The organism is Novosphingobium sp. (assembly GCF_965214355.1).
GTDB lineage: Bacteria > Pseudomonadota > Alphaproteobacteria > Sphingomonadales > Sphingomonadaceae > Novosphingobium.
Map to the genome: position 1 here is coordinate 2,878,760 of NZ_CBDCBI010000002.1, position 19,189 is coordinate 2,897,948.

General features: G+C 64.1%; 19 protein-coding genes. 14 read left to right on the forward strand and 5 right to left on the reverse strand.

Annotation, left to right across the window (positions count from 1 at the left end):
* Nucleotides 1–18: 18 nt before the first annotated feature.
* From ACOOE2_RS13510 to ACOOE2_RS13525, 4 genes are all read left to right on the forward strand, one after another.
* Nucleotides 19–1,836, forward strand: a complete 1,818-nt coding sequence (locus ACOOE2_RS13510; protein WP_420383510.1) for an acyclic terpene utilization AtuA family protein — start codon at nucleotides 19–21, stop codon at nucleotides 1,834–1,836.
* Between the two features lie 11 nt (nucleotides 1,837–1,847).
* Nucleotides 1,848–2,666 (forward strand): Coq4 family protein, encoded by an 819-nt coding sequence (locus tag ACOOE2_RS13515; protein ID WP_420383511.1) that lies wholly within the window; start codon nucleotides 1,848–1,850, stop codon nucleotides 2,664–2,666.
* A 146-nt stretch (nucleotides 2,667–2,812) separates the two neighbouring features.
* Nucleotides 2,813–3,979, forward strand: a complete 1,167-nt coding sequence (locus ACOOE2_RS13520) for an LLM class flavin-dependent oxidoreductase (RefSeq protein ID WP_420383512.1) — start codon at nucleotides 2,813–2,815, stop codon at nucleotides 3,977–3,979.
* 217 nt (nucleotides 3,980–4,196) lie between these two features.
* Nucleotides 4,197–5,285, forward strand: coding sequence for a helix-turn-helix transcriptional regulator (locus tag ACOOE2_RS13525; RefSeq protein WP_420383513.1), 1,089 nt, complete (start codon nucleotides 4,197–4,199; stop codon nucleotides 5,283–5,285).
* Between the two features lie 320 nt (nucleotides 5,286–5,605).
* Here the strand turns inward: ACOOE2_RS13525 and ACOOE2_RS13530 are convergent, their stop codons facing one another.
* The 3 genes from ACOOE2_RS13530 to ACOOE2_RS13540 all read right to left on the reverse strand — a co-directional run bounded on the left by ACOOE2_RS13530 (nucleotide 5,606) and on the right by ACOOE2_RS13540 (nucleotide 8,831).
* Entirely contained in the window at nucleotides 5,606–6,262 is a 657-nt protein-coding gene (locus tag ACOOE2_RS13530) for a hypothetical protein (RefSeq protein ID WP_420383514.1), read from the reverse strand.
* A gap of 272 nt (nucleotides 6,263–6,534) precedes the next feature.
* Entirely contained in the window at nucleotides 6,535–7,992 is a 1,458-nt protein-coding gene (locus ACOOE2_RS13535; protein ID WP_420383515.1) for a flavin-containing monooxygenase, read from the reverse strand.
* 71 nt (nucleotides 7,993–8,063) lie between these two features.
* A complete protein-coding gene (locus tag ACOOE2_RS13540) occupies nucleotides 8,064–8,831 on the reverse strand; it encodes an SDR family NAD(P)-dependent oxidoreductase (RefSeq protein WP_420383516.1) in 768 nt (255 codons plus the stop codon).
* Between the two features lie 138 nt (nucleotides 8,832–8,969).
* On the opposite strand from ACOOE2_RS13540, the gene ACOOE2_RS13545 reads away from it, so the two are divergent.
* The 7 genes from ACOOE2_RS13545 to ACOOE2_RS13575 all read left to right on the forward strand — a co-directional run bounded on the left by ACOOE2_RS13545 (nucleotide 8,970) and on the right by ACOOE2_RS13575 (nucleotide 15,693).
* Complete coding sequence (locus tag ACOOE2_RS13545) at nucleotides 8,970–11,117, forward strand: FAD-dependent oxidoreductase (RefSeq protein WP_420383517.1); 2,148 nt, start codon at nucleotides 8,970–8,972, stop codon at nucleotides 11,115–11,117.
* A 95-nt stretch (nucleotides 11,118–11,212) separates the two neighbouring features.
* Nucleotides 11,213–11,686, forward strand: coding sequence for an Lrp/AsnC family transcriptional regulator (locus tag ACOOE2_RS13550; RefSeq protein WP_420383518.1), 474 nt, complete (start codon nucleotides 11,213–11,215; stop codon nucleotides 11,684–11,686).
* A 5-nt stretch (nucleotides 11,687–11,691) separates the two neighbouring features.
* A complete protein-coding gene (locus ACOOE2_RS13555; protein WP_420383519.1) occupies nucleotides 11,692–12,180 on the forward strand; it encodes an Lrp/AsnC family transcriptional regulator in 489 nt (162 codons plus the stop codon).
* A 102-nt stretch (nucleotides 12,181–12,282) separates the two neighbouring features.
* Entirely contained in the window at nucleotides 12,283–12,915 is a 633-nt protein-coding gene (locus ACOOE2_RS13560; protein ID WP_420383520.1) for a nuclear transport factor 2 family protein, read from the forward strand.
* Between the two features lie 2 nt (nucleotides 12,916–12,917).
* Entirely contained in the window at nucleotides 12,918–13,991 is a 1,074-nt protein-coding gene (locus ACOOE2_RS13565) for an alkene reductase (protein WP_420383521.1), read from the forward strand.
* Nucleotides 13,988–14,803, forward strand: coding sequence for an SDR family NAD(P)-dependent oxidoreductase (locus ACOOE2_RS13570; protein ID WP_420383522.1), 816 nt, complete (start codon nucleotides 13,988–13,990; stop codon nucleotides 14,801–14,803). Before ACOOE2_RS13565 ends, ACOOE2_RS13570 begins: the two co-directional genes overlap by 4 nt.
* Nucleotides 14,800–15,693: a TauD/TfdA dioxygenase family protein gene (locus ACOOE2_RS13575; protein ID WP_420383523.1), complete on the forward strand. Its 894-nt coding sequence runs from the start codon at nucleotides 14,800–14,802 to the stop codon at nucleotides 15,691–15,693. The genes ACOOE2_RS13570 and ACOOE2_RS13575 overlap by 4 nt, the downstream gene beginning before the upstream one ends.
* Here ACOOE2_RS13575 and ACOOE2_RS13580 read toward each other — a convergent pair.
* The gene (locus ACOOE2_RS13580) at nucleotides 15,668–15,964 is read right to left on the reverse strand and encodes a putative quinol monooxygenase (RefSeq protein WP_420383524.1); all 297 of its coding nucleotides are present in this window, start codon (nucleotides 15,962–15,964) and stop codon (nucleotides 15,668–15,670) included. The two genes, ACOOE2_RS13575 and ACOOE2_RS13580, sit on opposite strands and share 26 nt — an antisense overlap.
* Before the next feature lies 1 nt (nucleotide 15,965).
* Nucleotides 15,966–17,078: a flavin-dependent monooxygenase gene (locus tag ACOOE2_RS13585; protein ID WP_420383525.1), complete on the reverse strand. Its 1,113-nt coding sequence runs from the start codon at nucleotides 17,076–17,078 to the stop codon at nucleotides 15,966–15,968.
* A gap of 277 nt (nucleotides 17,079–17,355) precedes the next feature.
* On the opposite strand from ACOOE2_RS13585, the gene ACOOE2_RS13590 reads away from it, so the two are divergent.
* The 3 genes from ACOOE2_RS13590 to ACOOE2_RS13600 are packed head-to-tail and all read left to right on the forward strand — an operon-like array spanning nucleotide 17,356 to nucleotide 19,177.
* Entirely contained in the window at nucleotides 17,356–18,126 is a 771-nt protein-coding gene (locus ACOOE2_RS13590; protein ID WP_420383526.1) for an SDR family NAD(P)-dependent oxidoreductase, read from the forward strand.
* A 5-nt stretch (nucleotides 18,127–18,131) separates the two neighbouring features.
* On the forward strand, nucleotides 18,132–18,677 hold the full coding sequence (locus tag ACOOE2_RS13595) for an Lrp/AsnC family transcriptional regulator (protein WP_420383527.1): 546 nt from the start codon (nucleotides 18,132–18,134) through the stop codon (nucleotides 18,675–18,677).
* Nucleotides 18,674–19,177, forward strand: a complete 504-nt coding sequence (locus ACOOE2_RS13600) for an Lrp/AsnC family transcriptional regulator (RefSeq protein ID WP_420383528.1) — start codon at nucleotides 18,674–18,676, stop codon at nucleotides 19,175–19,177. Before ACOOE2_RS13595 ends, ACOOE2_RS13600 begins: the two co-directional genes overlap by 4 nt.
* Nucleotides 19,178–19,189 lie beyond the last annotated feature (12 nt).

A 19,189-nucleotide genomic window follows, 5' to 3' on the forward strand; every position in this document is an offset into this window, starting at 1 on the left:
GTAAAGGGTGGAGCAAGGATGGCGCGCGCGCAAACACAGGGCCCGGTCTTTATCGGCGGGGCCAGCGGAGCCTTGAATGACAGCGAGATCGCCGTGCCCGGCCTGTTGCGGGCCGAGCAGCTCGATTATCTGGTGTTCGATTATCTGGGCGAAGGGGCGATGGGCCTGTTCGCTTATCTGAAAAAGATGAACCCGCAATCGGGGTTCCTCCCCGATTTCGTCGATCTGCACATCGGGCCGCACCTGGCCGCGATCAAGGCGCGCGGGATCAAGGTCGTGGCCAATGCCGGCGGGCTCAATCCCGAAGGACTGGCCGCGCTGATCCGCGACCATGCGCAGAAAAAGGGGATTGCGCTCAAGGTCGCAACGGTCACCGGCGACGATCTGATGGGCCGCGCCGACGAGCTGCGCAGCGGCGGCATGCGCGACATGTACGACGGGCGGCCGCTGCCCGATACCGGCATTTCCAGCCTGCATGTCTATCTCGGTGCGTTTCCGATTGCCGCCGCGCTCGATGCGGGCGCGGATGTGGTGATTACCGGGCGCGTGGTCGACAGCGCGCTGATCCTGGGGCCGCTGATCCACGAGTTCGGCTGGACTGCGGCCGATCATGATCGTCTCGCCGGCGGGACGGTGGCGGGGCACTTGCTCGAATGCGGCGCGCAAGTGACCGGGGGCACGTTTACCGACTGGCGCGACGTGCCCGACTGGGCGAACATCGGCTTTCCGATCGGCGAATGCCATGCCGATGGCAGCGTGGTCATGACCAAGCCGCCGCACACCGGCGGGCTCGTGTCGGTCGGCACCGTGGCCGAACAGCTGTTGTACGAAGTCGGTGATCCGCAGGCCTATATCGTGCCCGACGTGGTCTGCGATTTCAGCACGGTGCAGATCGAACAGCTGGGGCCGGACCGCGTAAAAGTTTGGGGCGCAAAGGGCTATCCCGCGCCGGTCACGCTCAAACTGTGCGCGACGGTCGACGCCGGGTGGCGCTCGACCGCGCTGATCCCGATCATCGGCATCGACGCGGTGGCCAAGGCCGAGCGCCAGGCCGCCGCGCTGCTCGAGCGCGTGACCGCGATGATCGGCGAACGCGGCCTGGGCCCGTGGACGCGCACATATGTCGAAGTCATCGGCACCGAGGCCGGGTATGGCGCGCGGGCAAAACCGCTGGCCCCGCGCGAAGTGCTGCTGAAGATCATCGTCGATCATCCGCAGATGGCCGCCGCCGCGCTGTTCGGCCGCGAACAGACGACCGCGATCATGAACATGGCACCCGGCACGTCGATCGCGCCGATCATCGCCGCGCCGCGCGCCGTGCCGCTGACCGACATGGTGTTCGCGCTGATCGGCCGCACAGGGATCGAACCGCGCGTCACGCTCGATGGCGAAGCGGTTGCGTTCAGCGATCCGGTCGTGCCCGGGTTCGATCCGGCAACGATCGTCCCCGCGCCCGCACCTCTCGCCCCCGATGTCGGCGCCGATGCGGTCACCGTCCCGCTGATCGCGCTGGCGTTCGCGCGCAGCGGGGACAAGGGGCGGCTGTTCAATGTCGCCGCGATCGCGCGCCGGCCTGAATTTCTGCCGTATATCCGCGCCGCGCTGACGCCAGAAAGCGTCGCCGACTGGTACCGCCATTTCTTTGCCGATCCAGATAACGCCCGCGTTGATCGCTATGATGCGCCCGGCTGTCACGCGGTCAACCTGGTGGTCGACGAGGCGCAGGGCGGCGGCATCAACCTGTCGCCCCGGCTCGATCCTGCGGCCAAGGGCATGGGCCAGCATCTGCTCGAATTTCCAATCCGTATTCCCGCCGCGCTCGCGGCCGAACTGTAAAGGATTTTGCGATGGCCGATCCGGTTCCTTATCTCGCGCGCGGCGGCGAAAAGCTGACCACCGAAAGCACCACGCTGATCAGCTCGTCCGACTATCTCAACGAGCCGCGCCTGCGCGACTGGCTGGCGACCGCGTTCCTGCGCAAGAGCGGCAAGGATTCGCCGACGACGCACGACGCGCACAAACTGTACGGCATCCTGGTCGATGTGTTCGATATCGACCGGATCGAGGCGCTGTTCACCGCCGAACGCAAGCGCTGGCCAGAGCTCGATGCCTGGTTTGCCGAAGGGTTTTCCTCAAGCTTTTCCACGGCCGATCTGCTCGCCTATCCCGAAGGATCGTTTGGCCACCGCTTTGGCCGCTATATCCACGACAACGGGTTCGAGATCGATATCGTGCCGCGCTTCGTCCCGAAAAACCAGTTCCAGTATTTCTCGCTGCGCAGCGGGCAGACGCACGATCTCGAACATATCCTGACCGGCGGCGGGTTCGACATCCTGGGCGAGCTCGTCCCGTATTTCACGCGGCTGAGCAATCTGCCGCGCTTTCTCGATCCCGAGCTGGTCGGGCTGATCAACGCCGGCCAAGTGCTCGGCGCGCTGCGCCTGATTTCGCGCACCGGGCTGCATTACCACGCCGCGTTTCCGTCGGCGCTGGCGGCGATGCGCTGCGGCATGACCGTGGGCGAAGCGTCTGGCCCGTACTGGATGCGCAAATTCGAGGATGCGTTTCACCTGCCGCTGGACGAAGCGCGCGCGGCGCTGGGTATCGTCGGGGCGGTCGATCTGGATACCCGCGCGGCCTCGATGCTATGGCCCGAATACGCGTAACCCGGGCCGCCCGATCGGTATCCATGCCGTGATCGCGCCGCGCGGAACCGCATAACCCGGTCGGGTTATGCGCGCGGCCCTGCTTGGGCGTACGCTGCATGCGATCAATCAGTTTGCGCCCGATGCAGGCGCCTGGGGAGAGAGCGATGAAATTTTCGATCATCTATGAAGCGCAGATGGTGGACAGCAGCCGCGCCAACGAACAGGCGGTGTTCCTGCAGATCGTCGAACAGGCGAAATACGCCGAGAAAATGGGCTTCGACTGCATCTGGTGCGTCGAACATACCGCGCTGACGCAATACGCGCACATGTCCGCGCCCGAGACCGTGCTGGCATTCATCGCCGGCGCGACCAGCCGCATTCATGTCGGCCACGGTGTCGTCTGCCTGCCGCCGGCGATGAACCATCCGGTCAAGGTCGCCGAACGCATCGCCACGCTCGACATCCTGTCGCAGGGCCGGCTGCATTTCGGCGTGGGCAAAGGCGGCACCCAGCAGGAATCGGGCACGTTCGGCTATGACCTCGACGAATTGCAGCCGATGATCGACGAGGCGATGTACCTGATTCCCAAGATCATGGTGCAGGACGAGATCGAACATCACGGCAAATACATCACCATCCCCAAGCGGCCGATCCACCCCAGCCCGTATCAGGATCCGCATCCGCCGATGTACATGGCCTGCACCCGTGAAAACACGCTGCTCGCCGCCGGGTCGCGTGGCATGGGCGCGCTGGTGCTCGGCTTTTCGGGCCCTGAGGAAATCGCCAGGAAGAACGCGATCTACCGCGAGGCGTTCCGCACGCGCAAACCCGAAGACCAGGTCGGCTTTCGCCCGACCGAGCATCTGGCCGCGCTGTGTGCCGCAACCGTGCTCGACGATCGCGAAAAAGCGCGCAAGATCGGCACGCGTGGGCAGCGGTTCTTCGCCGAATCGATCGGCTATTGGTACCAGGGCGGCCCCAAGCCGACGGTCGATGAAGAGCTGACCGCCGAAGACCATGCCAAAGTGCTGGAAGCGGGCAAGCAGGCGACGATTGCATTCCTGTCCGACGAGGCGATCCCGATCGGCGACGAACACCTGTCGAACTACAACATTGCGCAGGACGCCTATGGCACGCCCGACGATTGCATCCGCTATGTCCAGCGGTTGAAGGATGCCGGCGCCGACGAGATCCTGTTCATCTTCCAGATGGGCGGAATTCCGCACGACATCATCATGGAAACGATCCGCAACATCGGCGAAAAAGTCATTCCGCATTTCCGCGCTCTGGAAGCGGAAGAAAAAGCGTCCGAACTCGAAGCGGCGGAATAATATCGCGGCGCGACCGTCCCCCTCCCCTTCAGGGGAGGGGCCGGGGGTGGGGCCTATCGGCTACAACCCACATTTGCATGACCGTCGGCGAGTGGGGTGAGCCCCTACCCCCACCCCTCCCCTGAAGGGGAGGGGCTCAGTAACCGCAGGCTTGAATAACGCACCCAATCCCAACCAAGTTCTGGCTCTCTTATGCGGCACCGCCTATGCACCACGCATGGGCGGTGCCATCGATCCCGCATATTCCGACCTGCTCGCCCGGCTCTATGCCGGCGTGGCGAGCGATCGGCCATGGCAGGCTTTCCTCGAAGACCTGGCGCGCTGGATGGATGCCAGCTTTGCCACGATCATCATTTCAACCCCCGGCCGGCGCCACCCTGCAACATTCCTGACGCCGGGCGCCGATGCCGCGTTCAACGCGACATACGCCGCCACGCTGTTTGCCGATGACCCGTTCCAGGGGCTGCCTGACGGGCAAGTGATCAGCTACGCCGAATTCATGGCGAACCTGCCCGCGCACGATGCGGTAGCATACCGCGCGATCATGCGCGACAGCGGGTTCGATCAGGTGCTGGGCATCGATCTGCACTTTGCGCGCAAGTTCGAGGCGCGCTTTCGCATCAGCCGCCACGTCAGCCTGCCCGAATTCACCACTGCCGAACGCCGGCGTCTGCAGGATCTGGTGATCCATCTGCGGATCGCCGTCGATCTGTTCGAACGGCTGCAATTCGCCGGCGCCGAACACGGCGTGTTCCACAGCGCCGCGCAAGGGCTGGGCCTCGCGGTCGTGGTGCTCGACCGCAGCCGCCGGATCGTATCGACCAACCCGCTGGCCGACCGCATCCTGAGCGAAGACGAAGGCCTGCGCCGGCGCGGCGACGAACTGGTGTTTGCGCGCAGCGAGCACCAGCGCACGATCGTCGCGCTGCTGGGCGAAGGCACCCCCGCCGCGCCGTTGACCCGGTTTCGTATCGAGCGCCCCGCGCACGGCGATGTGGTGATCACCGCGCGCCCGCTCGACCTGTCCGCGATCCATGCGGGTACCGGCGCGCTCGCGCTGTTCTTTGCGCAGCCGGGCCCGGAAAAAACCACCGACCCGCAAACCTTGCGCGACCTGTTCGGCCTGACCATGGCAGAAGCGCGGCTCGCCGCCGCGCTGACCGGCGCATCGACGCTGGTCGACACCGCGCAGGCGCTCGGCATCGCGCACAACACTGCCAAAGTGCAATTGCGCTCGGTCTTCGCCAAGACCGGCGTGCACCGCCAGGCCGAACTGGTGGCGTTGATCGCGTCGCTTGGGGGGTAGGCAGCGGGGACCAATTCGGGTCAATACTTGATGTGATTGCGAATAGCAGGAAACGCCCCACTAGCGGTCACTAGTTCATCAAACATTCAACCCCGACGCGTGCCGTTCATTAAGGGCCGGATAAAGTCGTCGCTAGCGTCCAGTTTGCAGGTTGCATGGCGCGTTGATGATCGCTGATTGCAGTCGGTACCGTTCACGCCCTGCAATGCTGCGCACGCCGGGGCGAGTGGGCAGAGCAGCCATTTGACCCAAAGGAGAAACGGCCTCAGTTTCTACTGAAATCACCGATGCTATTGTGCTGTTTAAGTACCATATTACGCTCACTGCGAGCGGAATAAAAGATCGGCAATTTCTTGGGGGCGATGTTCTGTTAAGAACATGTCATAGCTCGGTCGATATCGTTCATGATACTTGTATTCGATCTGAGACTGCGAGTTTCCCCTATCGATGTCACGAATGCGTGCACGGGCGATCTGATCTTCGTCCGAAATATCAACATAGATTTTTAGATTATAGTGTGGAATAAGGTGGCGTCGAAGAACAAAGATACCTTCAACAATCAAAACGCCCCCCGGACAAACGCTATAGATCGCGCGACCATCGTATGTATCCGTCTTAACGTTAAGGTAGTCATGCCTATAAGATAGGCGCCCTGTCGTTCTGGCTTCTACGATCAGTCTATCAAACAATTCGTAGTCAAAATTAAAACGGTAAACCTGTTCGCCGATTGGACTATCGTCCCGATAGCGAAAGGCTCGCGGCAAACAAAAATTATCAATAGGAATTGTTGACGTAATTATCCCTTGCTCGCTGAGATTCCTCTCAATTTCTTTCGCGATAGTGCTCTTCCCGGAGCACCCTTTTCCCTCGATCGCTAAGATATATGGTGCACCTCGGTCGAGATTCATTTGAATTATTCGGATAACTGACAAGAGGACTTCAGAGTTTTGCAAAGCTCTTTCCATCTTTCCGACCATTTAAACTTTCGCGGTTGATCTAGTCTATGACATCAGGCGATTAGATGCGTCGAATAAGTGTTTCTTGTGGGGCCGTATAGCCGCTTCTCAAGTCCGCTTTTTATGCTCCTCTTGCCCCAAAACCAGACAATCCGCAATCCTCCACTTCCCGCCATTCCTTCCGCGCTACATCCACGCAATCACCGTCATGGCAGCAATATATGCTATGACGAGGGGGCTACGGGCGGGTGCCCCCTCACCAAGGGGGCACCCCTGCCAAAGGCATCGCCCACTCAGGCGATCGCGAATTCCTCCAGCTTCGGCTTGCTCATCGTTTCGACGAATGTGTCATACGACCATGGCCAGCTCGCCGGCACGCCCTCGGCATCGAGATACCAGCTGGAGCAGCCCGACCCGAAAATCGTCGTCTTTGCCGCGGCAATCCGCCGTTCCTCGTAATCGGCGTGTGCGGTCGTGGTCGGCATGACCGCGCGGCCCTCGCCCCGGCGCAGCACGTCGATCAACTGGTCGATATAGTCCCACTGGCGCTCGGCGATGTCGATCAGCGAGAAATTGCCGACCGGGCCGGTCGGGCCGTTGAGCATGAAGAAGTTGGGAAAACCAGGTAGCGTCATCGCATAATGCGCGGTCGGCCGCCGCGCCCAGAACGCATCGAGCGTCAGCCCGTTCTGCCCGGTAACGCCGGCCGGGCGGATAAACCGGTCGGCGTGGAATCCGGTGGCCAGCACAAGCGTATCCAGTTCGTGGAACGTGCCGTCGGTCATGCGCACGCCAGTCGGTTCGACCCGCGCGATCCGCCCGGTTTCGACCTCGACCGCCGGGTTTTGCACCGCGTCGTAGAACGACCACGAATAGATCAGGCGCTTGCACGCGGCGCGGTAATCCGGACGCAGCTTTTCCTTCAGCACCGGGTCGCGCACCGAATTTTCGAGGTTCTGCAGGCAGATGTCCTCGACCGCCTTCATCAGCGGACCGTCGATATGGGTGATCGCATCGGTAAACCGCTTCACATTGCCAAGGTATTCGTCGCCAAAGCGGATTGCATCGATCAGCCCGGTATCGGCGCGAAACGCATCGCGCTGCTCATCGCTGAACGCGAACTGCTGCACGGGCATGATCCATTGCGGCGACCGCTGAAAATGCACCAGCTTCTTGACCCGGCTGGCCAGCGCCGTGACAATCTGCACACCGGTCGATCCGCATCCGACCAGGCCGACGCGCGCGCCGTCGATCGGCGCGCTGTCGTCCCAGCGCGCAGTGTGAAATTTCGCGCCGGCAAAGCTGTCGAGCCCTTCGATATCGGGCAGGCGCGGATGGTGCAGCACGCCCGATGCACAGATCACGACGTCGAACACGTGGGCTTCGCCGCCGGCCAGAGTCAGCGTCCAGTGCGCCTGCGCCTCGTCCCAGACGAGCCCGGTTACCTCGGAATGGAACCGGATGTCGTCGTGTACGCCGTATGTTTCGACGACATGTTCGAAATAGCCCTGGACTTCGGCCCCGGTCGCGTAATTGGCGCGCCATTCGGCATAAGGGGCAAACGTGTAGGTATAGGCGTGCGACGGCACGTCGCAGGTGAGCCCGGGATAGCGGTTTTCGCGCCAGGTTCCGCCGATGCGGTCGGTCTTTTCAAACACGGTAAAGGTCTCGCCGCGTGCCTTGAGCTTGATCGCGGCGAGAATGCCCGCCATGCCCGCGCCGATCACCGCAAAGCGCAATTTCCTGTCCATTTCAGTCCTCGTTTCTTTTGTCTTGTCTCGGATGTGCTGCGCGCGGTTCCCGGTCGCATCACCCGAACGGGTTACAGAATCGCGCCGCCGTCGACGCGAAACACCTGACCATTGATCCAGCGGCCGTCTTCGGACAGCAGATGCGCAACCATCGCCGCGATATCGTCCGACCGGCCCAGCCGCGGGCTGCGCCCCGCCGCCAGGCACTGCGCAATGAAATCGGGCGGTACCTGCCCGCCGGCGACCATTTCCTCGGTCAGCACAAACCCCGGCGCAACCGCATTGGCGGTCAGCCCCTGCCGCCCCCAGGCACTGGCAAGATGGCGCATCAGCGCGTTGAGCCCGCTTTTCGACACGGCATAGCTTGGCCGGACGGGTTCGCCTGCATCGGCGGCATCCGAAGTGGTAAACACGATCGCGCCGCGCCCGCTGGCGAGCAGATGCGGCAGCGCGGCGCGCGCGCACAGCAGATGCCCGCGCAGATTGACCGCAATCGTGCGGTCGAATGTCGCCAGGTCGATCTGCAGCGCATCGCTGTCGGCAAAGATCGTGCGCAGATCGGCGGCATTGACATGCACCCCGTCGAGGCTGCCCAGCCACTGGACGGCCTCGGCAAAGGCTGCACCGACCGAGGCTTCATCTGCGATATCGACTGCGACCGCGCGCACTTCGTGCCCCGCCGCGCCCAGGCGCGACGCCAGGTCGCCGGCCGCCGCCAGATTGATGTCGGCAATACACACCCGCGCGCCCTCGTCGCACAGCCGGCGCACGGTCGCTGCGCCGATCCCGGTGCCCGCGCCCACCACCATGATTGCGCGACCGCGCAGCCTGTCTTGCATCGCCACCTTCTCCGGTTTTCCTTGATTATCGTAGACCGATCTACCATGAATTACGCAATGGCAAAGTTAAATGCCAGACTCAGACGATATATGCGGTTTTTCCGCGCAAGTGCGCCGCCGCCCGAGGGACCCTTAGCCATGCGCTCGAACCTGTACCCCCATTTGCTCGCCCCCGGCCGCATCGGCACGATGACGCTGAAGAACCGCATCGCTGTCACCGCCATGGGGGTCAGCCTGTCCGAAGACGACGGCACGGTCGGCGAGCGGCTGATAGCCTATCACGAGGAGCAGGCGAAAGGCGGCGTGGCGCTGATCGTGTCGGGGGTGGCCGGAGTCGCCTGGCCGGTAGGCGCGGTGGCGGTGGGGCAGACCGCGATTTCGGATGACCGGTTCCTGCCCGGCCTGCGCGAATTGACCGCGCGCGTGCATGCGCACGGCGCCAAGATCGCGGTGCAATTGCACCATGGCGGGTTTGTCGCGGGCTATTCGCACGCGCGCTACGGGCATCCGCTGTGGGGCCCGGCGGTCCCGCCTGTGGCCAAGGGCAATTTCACCGACTATTTCCTGATGGAAGAGCTGGCCGGGTTTTCGGACATGAAACCGCCCGAAATCAAGGTTCTGGAACAGGCAGACATCGATCTGGCCGTCGCGCAATTTGCCGCCGGCGCGCGCCGCGCCAAAGAAGCCGGGTTCGACGGTGTCGAAATCCATGGCGGCCATGGCTATCTGTTGTCGTCGTTCACTTCGCCTTATACCAACACGCGCACCGACGGCTATGGCGGTAGCCTTGAAAACCGCCTGCGCCTGACGCTCGAAGTGATCGCGGCGATCCGCGCCGAAGTGGGCCGCGATTATCCGGTGTGGATCAAGCTCGATTCGCGCGAAGTGGGCAAGGCCGGCGGGATCACGATCGACGATGCCATAGCCAATGCCCGGCTGGTCGAGGCCGCCGGCGTCGATGCCATAACCGTTACCGCCTATCACGACACGTCGGTGGGCAAGCTGCATTCGGAATCAAACATTCCCCATCTCGAAGACACCAACCTGCCCGCCACTGCCGCGATCAAGCGCGCGGTGTCGATCCCGGTGATCGGATCGGGCCGGATCGAAGTGCCCACCGCCGATGCGACGATCGGCAAGGGGGAAGCCGATTTCATCGCGATGGGCCGCAAACTGCTGGCCGACCCGCACCTGCCGGCCAAACTGGCGCGCGGCGAGCCCGACACCGTGCGGCCGTGCATCTATTGCTATACCTGCGTCAGCGCGATCTACACCGGCCAGCCTTCGCGCTGCGCTGTCAATCCCGACTTCGCGCACGAATTCGAAGCCGCGCCGCTGCCGGCGCCGGTGGGTGCTGCAAAAATCGGCGTGATCGGCGGTGGCCCCGGCGGGATGGAGGCCGCGCGCCGCCTGCGCGCGCTGGGCTATCCGGTCGTGCTGTTCGAAAAGTCGGATCGCCTCGGCGGTACCTTGCGCTTTGCCAGCCTGGCCTATGAACCCAACGAGCGCCTGCTCGACTGGTTGCGCCGCGAAGTCGCCGACGGCGGCGTCGATGTACGGCTGTCGACCCCGGCAACGCCCGATCTGCTGCGCGCGCTCGGCATCAGCCAGGTCATCGTCGCCACCGGCGCGGTGCGCGACATGCCGCCGATCCCCGGTAACGAGCAGGACCATGTATTTTCCGGCGATGACATGCGCGCGATGATGCTGGGCGAAAACACCGACGCGCTGAAGCGCAAGACCGGGCTGTTGACGCGGCTGGCCACCAAGGTCGGCGCGGCGACCGGCGCCACGTCGAACCTCGCGCTGGTGCGCAAGGCGACGCATGCGTGGATGCCGCTGGGCGGTACGGTAGCGATCATCGGCGGCGAACTGGTCGGGATCGAGCTCGCCGAATTCCTGACCGAGCGCGGCCGCACGGTGCATGTGATCGAAGAGGCGCCGCGTCTGGGCAAAGGGCTGACGCTGGTGCGACGCATGCGCCTGCTGACCGAACTTGCCGAACATGGCGTGGGGCTGCATGGCGGCGCGACCGATGTCGTGATCGGCAAGGTCAGTGTCACGTTCACCGATGCCGCAGGCACGCAGCAGACCGTGCCGGCCGAAACGGTGATCGTGGCGCGCGGCGCGCATGGCGATCTGACGCTGGCCGACAGTTTGCGGGAGGCGGGTTTCGATGTTCATGCGGTCGGCGATGCGAACGGCGTCGGCTATATCGAGGGGGCCATCCGCGGCGCAGCCGGCGCCGTGCGCGATGTGGCCCGGCAACTGTCTCTGCAGGAATGACACCAGACACCGCGCACCCTAAAATGAAGTTGACGGCGCGCGGGTCGATGCGCAAACCGCAAGGACGCATACTTGCGGGAAATACACCGGGGCCTATGACGCAAACCTTCAGTTTCGACGCGACCGATCTCAATATTGTCGAGCAATTGCGTCTGAATGGCCGCGCAAACAATCAGCAGATCGCCGAACGGCTGGGCCTGACCGCAACCACGGTCTCTACCCGCATCAAGCGGATGGAAGACGCCAACCAGCTGCGCGTGGTCGCCGTGTCCGATTTTACCGCCCACGGGTTCAGCGTGCTGTTGCGCATAGCGGCCGAAGTCGATGGCCGGCCGGCATCCGATGTCGCGCACGACCTGGCCGAATTGCCCGAAGTGTTTGCCGTGCATATCGTTACCGGGCGCTATGATATCGACATGCTGGTGGCGCTGCACGATTTCGAGGACCTGGCGCATTTCCTGCTCGACCGCCTGTCGGGCATTCACGGTATCCGCTCGCTGACGCCGGCGATCGTCGTGGACATCTGCAAATACCAGTTCGATGTCGCCCCGATCGAGGCAAAGGAGTAACCGCGATGGCCGCCCCGACGCTCGATTCGCTCGACCAGCAACTGATCGACATCCTGTCGCGCGATGCGCGCGTCTCCAACCGCAAGATCGCCGCCGATCTTGGCGTGACCGAAGGCACCGTGCGCGGCCGCATCAAACGGCTGCAACAGGATGGGTTGATCGCGTTTACCGCGATCACAGGGTTTGAGATGGGCAAGCGCGCGCGCCTGGCGTTCATCAACGTACAGGCCGACGTCGACAAGGTGCGCGATGTGGCGCGTGCGATCGCCGATCTGCCGCCGGTCAACGCGGTGCTGATCACGATGGGCCAGTTCAACATCACCGCGATGTGCCTGGTCGACGAGCTCGACGCGCTGGTCGAGATCGCGTCCGACCAGATCGTGACGATTGATGGCGTGCATCACGTCGAAACCTCGATCGCGGTCAAGACGATGAAGTACAATTCTCGCATGGCGAAAATCACCCGCCCGATGGAGATCGTCGAAGAAGACTGACGCAATCTTGTAAATGCGTACCAATTCATTAATCGACTTTGCACTTGCGTAAATTCAGGGCTACCAGACGGCGCATATCATGATTGCCGAAAGGAGTCTGGCATGTCCGATACGACCGCGCTGCTTGCCAGGATCGACCGGCTCGAATCGCTCGATGCCATTCGCCAGCTGCCCGCAAAATATGCGCTCGCGCTCGACATGCGCGACGGCGATGCCTGGGTGAACCTGTTTCCCGAAGATGTGCGCGTCGGCGGCGGCAAGCAGGGGCGCAAGGACTTGCGCGACTGGTTCGATGAAACCCATTCGATGCAGTTCGACGGAACCAGCCATCATATCGGCGGGCATGTGATCGATTTCGACGATGCCGACCATGCGCAGGGCGTGGTCTATTCGAAAAACGAGCACGAGACCGGCGCGCAATGGGTGCTGATGCAGATGCTGTATTTCGACCGGTACGAGCGTATCGACGGCCGATGGTATTTCCGCCGCCGCCTGCCGCTGTACTGGTATGCCAGCGACCTGAACCAGCCACCCGTCGGTGATCGCAAGATGCGCTGGCCCGGCGTGCCGCCGTACCATGGCAGTTTCCACGATCTGTTTCCCAGCTGGGGCACGTACTGGGCGCGCCAGGGCAAGGCGCACGACGGCCCGGTCGAACCACCCGCGCCGCTCGAACGGTTTATCGAAACGATGCGTCGCGGCGCGCCGCTGCCCAAACCGCGCGTGCGGAGCTGATCATGGCCGATCTGTTTTCCCCGCTGCGGCTTGGCGACATCGACCTGGCCAATCGCGTGATCATGGCGCCGATGACGCGCGATCGCGCCGGGCCCGATGACGTGCCGACCGCCCTGATGGCGGAGTATTATCGCCAGCGCGCCTCGGCCGGGCTGATCGTGACCGAGGGGACGCAGCCCTCGCCCGACGGCAAGGGCTACTGGCGCACGCCGGGTATCCATTCGCCCGCGCAGATCGCCGGGTGGACGCAAGTGGCGCAGGCGGTGCACGACGCGGGCGGGCGGATTGCGGTGCAATTGATGCATGTCGGCCGCGTTGCCGTGCGCGCCAACCGGGCCGCCGATGCGCAGACCCTGGCGCCCAGCGCCATCGCCTGTCCCGACCCCATCCCGGGCCCCGATGGCGTGCCGGCGGCTTGCGAAATGCCGCGCGCGCTGACCGACGCGGAAATCCCGCTGGTGATCGCCGAATTCGTGGCGGCCGCGCACAATGCGCGCAAGGCCGGGATCGACGCGGTCGAACTGCACTGCGCCAGCGGATATCTGCCGATGCAGTTCCTGTCGTCCAACACCAATCTGCGCGACGATGCCTGGGGCGGGCCGGCCGAGCGGCGCATCCGCTTCGTGGTCGAGACGTTGACCGCGATGGCCGATGCGATCGGGCCCGGCCGGGTCGGATTTCGCATTTGCCCCGGCGTCGCGTTCAACGGCATGGCCGATGCCGATCCGGCGCAGACCTATGCCGCGCTGCTGCGCGCGCTCGACGGGCTGGGTCTTGCGTGGTGCCATCTGATCCATGTGCCCAATACGGGATTCGACGCGCTCGAGCTGGTGCGGGCAAACTGGTCGGGCGCGGTGATCGAAAACGGCGGGCTGACGGGTGACAAGGCGCAAGGATTGATCGCCACCGGCAAGGCCGATGCGGCTTCGTTCGGCTATGCGTATATTGCCAATCCCGATCTCGTCGCGCGGCTGCGCAACGGGTCGCCGCTCGCCAAGGCCGATCGCACCACCTTCTACACCGGCCACGGCGACGATGCGCGCGGCTATACCGATTATCCGGAAGGCACAGCATGAGCGGCACACTGCAGGGCCCCACATTGCAGGGCCCCTTGCAGGGCAGGCGCGCGATTATTACCGGCGGCGCGCAGGGCATCGGTGCGGCCATCGCCCGGCGGCTGGCGCGCGATGGCGCGGTGGTCGCGGTGCTCGATCTTGACGGGGTCAAGGCCGCTGCCGTGCTGGGCGCGCCGCATTGCGGGTTTGCCTGCGATGTCGCCGACACCGCCTCGGTCGATGCCGCGTTTGCGCTGGCGCATGAAGCGCTGGGCGGGATTGATATCCTGGTCAACAACGCCGGCATCGGCTCGGCGCCAGGCGACGGCATGGCCGAATATTACGCGGGCCAGGCCGACCCTGATGGACACGCCGATCAGACGATCCACTGCCTCGACGAAGGCTGGTCGCGCGTGCTCGCGGTCACGCTCGATGGCACCTTCCGGTGCAGCCGCGCGGCGGTACGCGTGATGGCGCAGCAGGGCAGTGGCGGCGCGATCGTCAACATCGCCTCGACCGCGGCGGTCGCAGGCAACGGGCCGGTGCCCTATTGCACGGCCAAGGCCGGGATCATCGGCATGACCCGCGCGATGGCGCGCGAACTGGCGCCGCGCGGCATTCGCGTCAACGCGGTGCATCCCGGCGCGACCGAAACGCCGATCTATGCGCCGCTGCCGCAAGACGTGAAGGACGCGGTCGCCGCAGACAGCGTGATGAAACGCCTTGCCCATCCCGACGAAATCGCCGGAGCAGTCGCGTTTCTGGCGGGGCCCGATGCCAGTTTTGCCACCGGCAGCACGGTTACTGTCAACGGCGGCAGCTGGTTCATATGACCGGGTTTGGCGCGCAGGTGCATGACGGCGGCTTCGTGTGCGATATCACCGGGCTCGATCTGTCGGGGCCGATCGCGCCCGATACCGCGGGCGCCTTGCGGCAATTGTGGCTCGATCACGGCGTGCTGGTGTTCCGGGGCCTGACCGCAACGCCCGAGACGCAACTGACGCTCAGCCGTTGTTTCGGCGTGCTCGAGCCGCATCCGATCCCCAGGTTCCGCCATGGCGATTATCCCGAGCTGATCCTGCTGAGCAACGCCGATGGGCCGGCCGGGCCGATCTACGATGTCGATGGCGTGCCCACTGCGCAGCGCATTCCGTGGCACACCGATCTGGCGTTCACCACCACGCCCAACGCCGGTGCGCTGCTGCGCATGGTGCAACGGCCGGCCGAGGGTGGCCAGACCGGATGGCTCGACACCGCCGGCGCCTACGATGCGCTCGACGCTGCAACCAAGGCGCAGATCGCCGATCTGGAAGCAGTCTACCTGTTCCGCACCGGGCTGGAGGACATGCGTTTCAACCGGCCCACCGGCGCGCGCCTGTCTCCACGCGCCGACAATTACCCCTCGTTTCCCCCTGTCGCCAATCCGCTGGTGTGGGCGCATCCCGAAACGGCGCGCAAAATGCTCAATCTCAGCACGCTCAACATCGATCATGTGATCGGGATGACGGCGGACGCGGGCGACGCGCTGCTCACCCGGCTGATCGCGCATACGCTCGATCCGCGCTTTCGCTATATCCACGAATGGCAAGATGACGACATGGTGTTGTGGGACAACCGCCGCACGATGCACATGGCGTTCGGCCATCCCGCCGATCAGATCCGCGTGGTCCACCGCACCACGATCAGCGGCTCGGTGGCTATGGGGCGGGTGCTACCGGTGTAAGCCGCTCGCTTGCGATGGGCGCGGTCACGCCGTTCATTACCGCCTTCAGCAGCGCCTTCAACGCCGGATCCATCGACGCGCGATGCGCATCGTCCGATTGCCACGTCTCCTCGAAGCGATAGCTGTGCGCGCCTTCATGGCGCCACAGCGCCGTGCCGAGGCAGCCGTCGCGCGCCGCCAGTTCCTGCGCCAGCGCGCCCAGCGCATCGCGCAATTCCGCATCGCGATCGGCGTCTGTCGTCAGCCGGTACGATATGACAAGTGTGCTCATGTCAGATGAACATGTCGGCGTTGTCGGCACCCATCATCACCGCGGCATAATTGCGTGCAAACCCGGCGGGATTATTGGCGACATGCGCGCGGGCCATGCGCACATCGTGCCACAGATCCTGAAACGCATTGCCCGAAAACACCGAGCGGCCACCGGCAATATCCATCAGCAGATCCATCGCCTCGATACAGCGATCCGCCACCAGGCTCGCTTCATACCGATAGCGCACGCGGTCGAGGATCGACGGCTTCCATCCGGCCGCCTCCATCTCTTCGAAATTGCGTACCATGACTTTGGCGCAGGTTTCAACGAGTTCTGACGCGCGGGCGAGACGCCCCAACACATCGGGATCGGTCGCAGTCTTGGTCATGTCGGTGGTGCCAAGGCCAATGCGATCGCGGAACAGCGCGATCGCGTGGCGCACCGCGCCGATCGCGCTGGTGTTGACGACGCGGATGAACACCTGGGCCCAGGGCAGGTCATAATATCCCGCCGGCTGGTGATGCACGCCCAGAAACCCGTCCAGCTGGCGATGCGTGCGATAATCAGGCACGAACACCGGGGTGTCGATGACGATATCGTTCGAACCGGTGCCCTGCAGGCCCATCGTGTGCCATGTATCGTCGATACGGTAATCGGTCGCGGGCACCAGGAACGTGCGATAGCCTTCCTCGGGGATTACCCCGCCCAGCAGCACCCAGTTGCAATGCAGGCTGCCGCTCGACCAGCCCCATCGCCCGCTCAGCATGACCCCGCCCTCGACCGCCTGCGCCACTGCACCGACCGGATTGTACGAACTCGATGCCATGCCGTCGGGACCGGAGGCCCACACTTCGTCCTGCGCGCGCGGATCGAGCAGCGCGATCTGGAAATTGTGCACGGCCACGATGCCCAGCGCCCAGGCGGTGCTCATGTCCGCCTCTGCCAGCGTGATCTGGTCGAGGAAAAAATCCTGCGGCGGCGCCTGAAGCCCGGCATGCGCACTGGGCGTGAAGTGCCGGAAGAAACCGTCCGCGCTCACGGCCTTGACCACGTCATCCGCAATGCGCCGATTGCCCCGCGCCTCGCCGGCGCGCGCAGCCACCAGATCAAGCGTCGACGCGGAAATAGCCATGTATTCTCTCCCGGGGATTCATGCGTATAAATAACGATGCGAAATTTCGCATACCACGATACCATACCAACATGATTGGCGAATACGAGCGCTTACTACGACTTTTCCCACGCATTGCCCGAAATGACGGGGAAGCTGGCGCATGGCACGACGCCCTTCGATCAATCCACCAACACGTATTATTTATATGTATATTTTACGCATATGGCTTCCTTTGGCGGCTTTTATGTGGCTATATGCGTCGGCGAGATCAGACAACGGAAAGAGGCTTCGGCGCATGTCGCACAATTTCAACGGAAAAGTCGCTGTGGTCACCGGCGGCAGCGACGGCATCGGGCTGGCGCTGGCACAATTGCTCGCACGGCAAGGCGCTACGGTCGCGATCTGTGCGCGGCGTCCCGACCGGCTCGAAGCGGCGCGTGCCGCCATCGCGCAGCACGGCACGGTCGAGGCGCATCAGCTCGATGTCGCGGATGACAAGGCGTTTGCCGCGCTCGTCGCCGATGTCGCCGCGCGCCATGGCCGGCTCGACATGATGGTCAACAATGCGATGGCAGTGCATTATGCCTCGATCGAGCAGCTGACACTCGATGACTGGCGCGGCGATTTTGCCGTCAATGCCGATGCCGTATTTGTGGGGACGAAGGCTGCCATGGCCGTGATGATGCCGCAAGGGCACGGGTCGATCGTCAACATCTCCTCGACATGCGGCATTCGCGCGACGCCGATGATGGCGAGCTATTCCGCATCCAAAGCCGCGCTGATCCAGTTTTCCGCGGTCGCCGCGATGGAGGGCGCGCGCCACGGCGTGCGCGTCAATGTCGTGGTGCCGGGCCAGGTCCAGACTCCGGCGACCGAGGCCTACAACGCGCAGGCGCCAGATGCCGCAGCCGCGACGACCGACGCCATTCCGATGGGACGCGGCGGCCGGCCCGACGAATTGGCCGAGGCGATCGCATTCCTGCTGTCCGACGCGGCCAGCTACATCACCGGGGTTGCGCTGCCGGTCGATGGCGGCAAGGCCGCGCAACTGTACATGCCGGGCTGACGCAAGTGGCGCAATCACGGCGGGCGCGCGGCGGCGCGCTCGATGCGATCGACCGCCAGATCATCGCCGCGCTGCACCGCGATGGCCGCGCGCAAAGCACCGCGATAGGCGAAGAGCTGGGCCTGTCGGGCAATCTGGTCGCCACACGCATCCGCGCGATGGACGCAGCAGGCACGATGCGCGTGGTTGCGGTCGCCGATTTTCGCGTACACGGCTATCGCATGCTCGCGCGGATCCGGGTCAAGCCCAATGGCCGCGCCCCCCTCGACATCGCGAATGAGCTGGCGCGCCGTGAAGACGTGCTGTCGGTGCATCTGACTTCGGGCGCGTACCCGGTCAGCTGCCTGTATGCCTTCGTCAACGCGCGCGATCTGATCGAGGCGGCGCGCGCGGTCTCGGCCGATATCGCCGGCGTCGAGGATGTCGACGTCGAGCTGCTCAACTCCGTCTATCGCTATCGCCCTGCGATCGGCCCGATCGCCGAACCCGGCGCGATCGGCCCGATCGCCGAACCCGGCGCGATCGGCCCGATCGCGGAACCCGGCGCATGACGATCGCTTTCCCTGCAACCGATCCGCTCGACCGCGCGATCGCAGTGCTGCTGGCGCGCGATGCGCGCACCAGCTTTCGCCAGATCGCGACCGAAGCCGGCGTGACCGAGGGTACCGTGCGCGCGCGGGTCAAACGCCTGCAGGCGGCTGGACTGTTGCGGCTGGAACCGATTGTCGATCTGGCCGGCGACGGCGCCGAGCCTGCGCAACAGATGGTGTTCATCACCATGCGCTGTCACGCGGGGCAACTCGATACCGTGCGTGACGCGCTGCTGGCGATCCGCCAGGTCGAAGCGCTGTATGATGCCAATGCGGCGCACCGCTTGGTTGCGATCTGCGTCGTCAAAAGCCTGGCCGAAGTCGCCGAAGTGACCAACCGCGTGTTTGCCCTGCCCGGCGTTCGCGACGCCGACAGCGAAATCGTGTTGCAAACGATCAAGTACAACGCCGCGATCGGCCCGATCGCGACACGCGAAACGCTGGTGGACTCAGGCCTATGAAAAGCGCTCCCC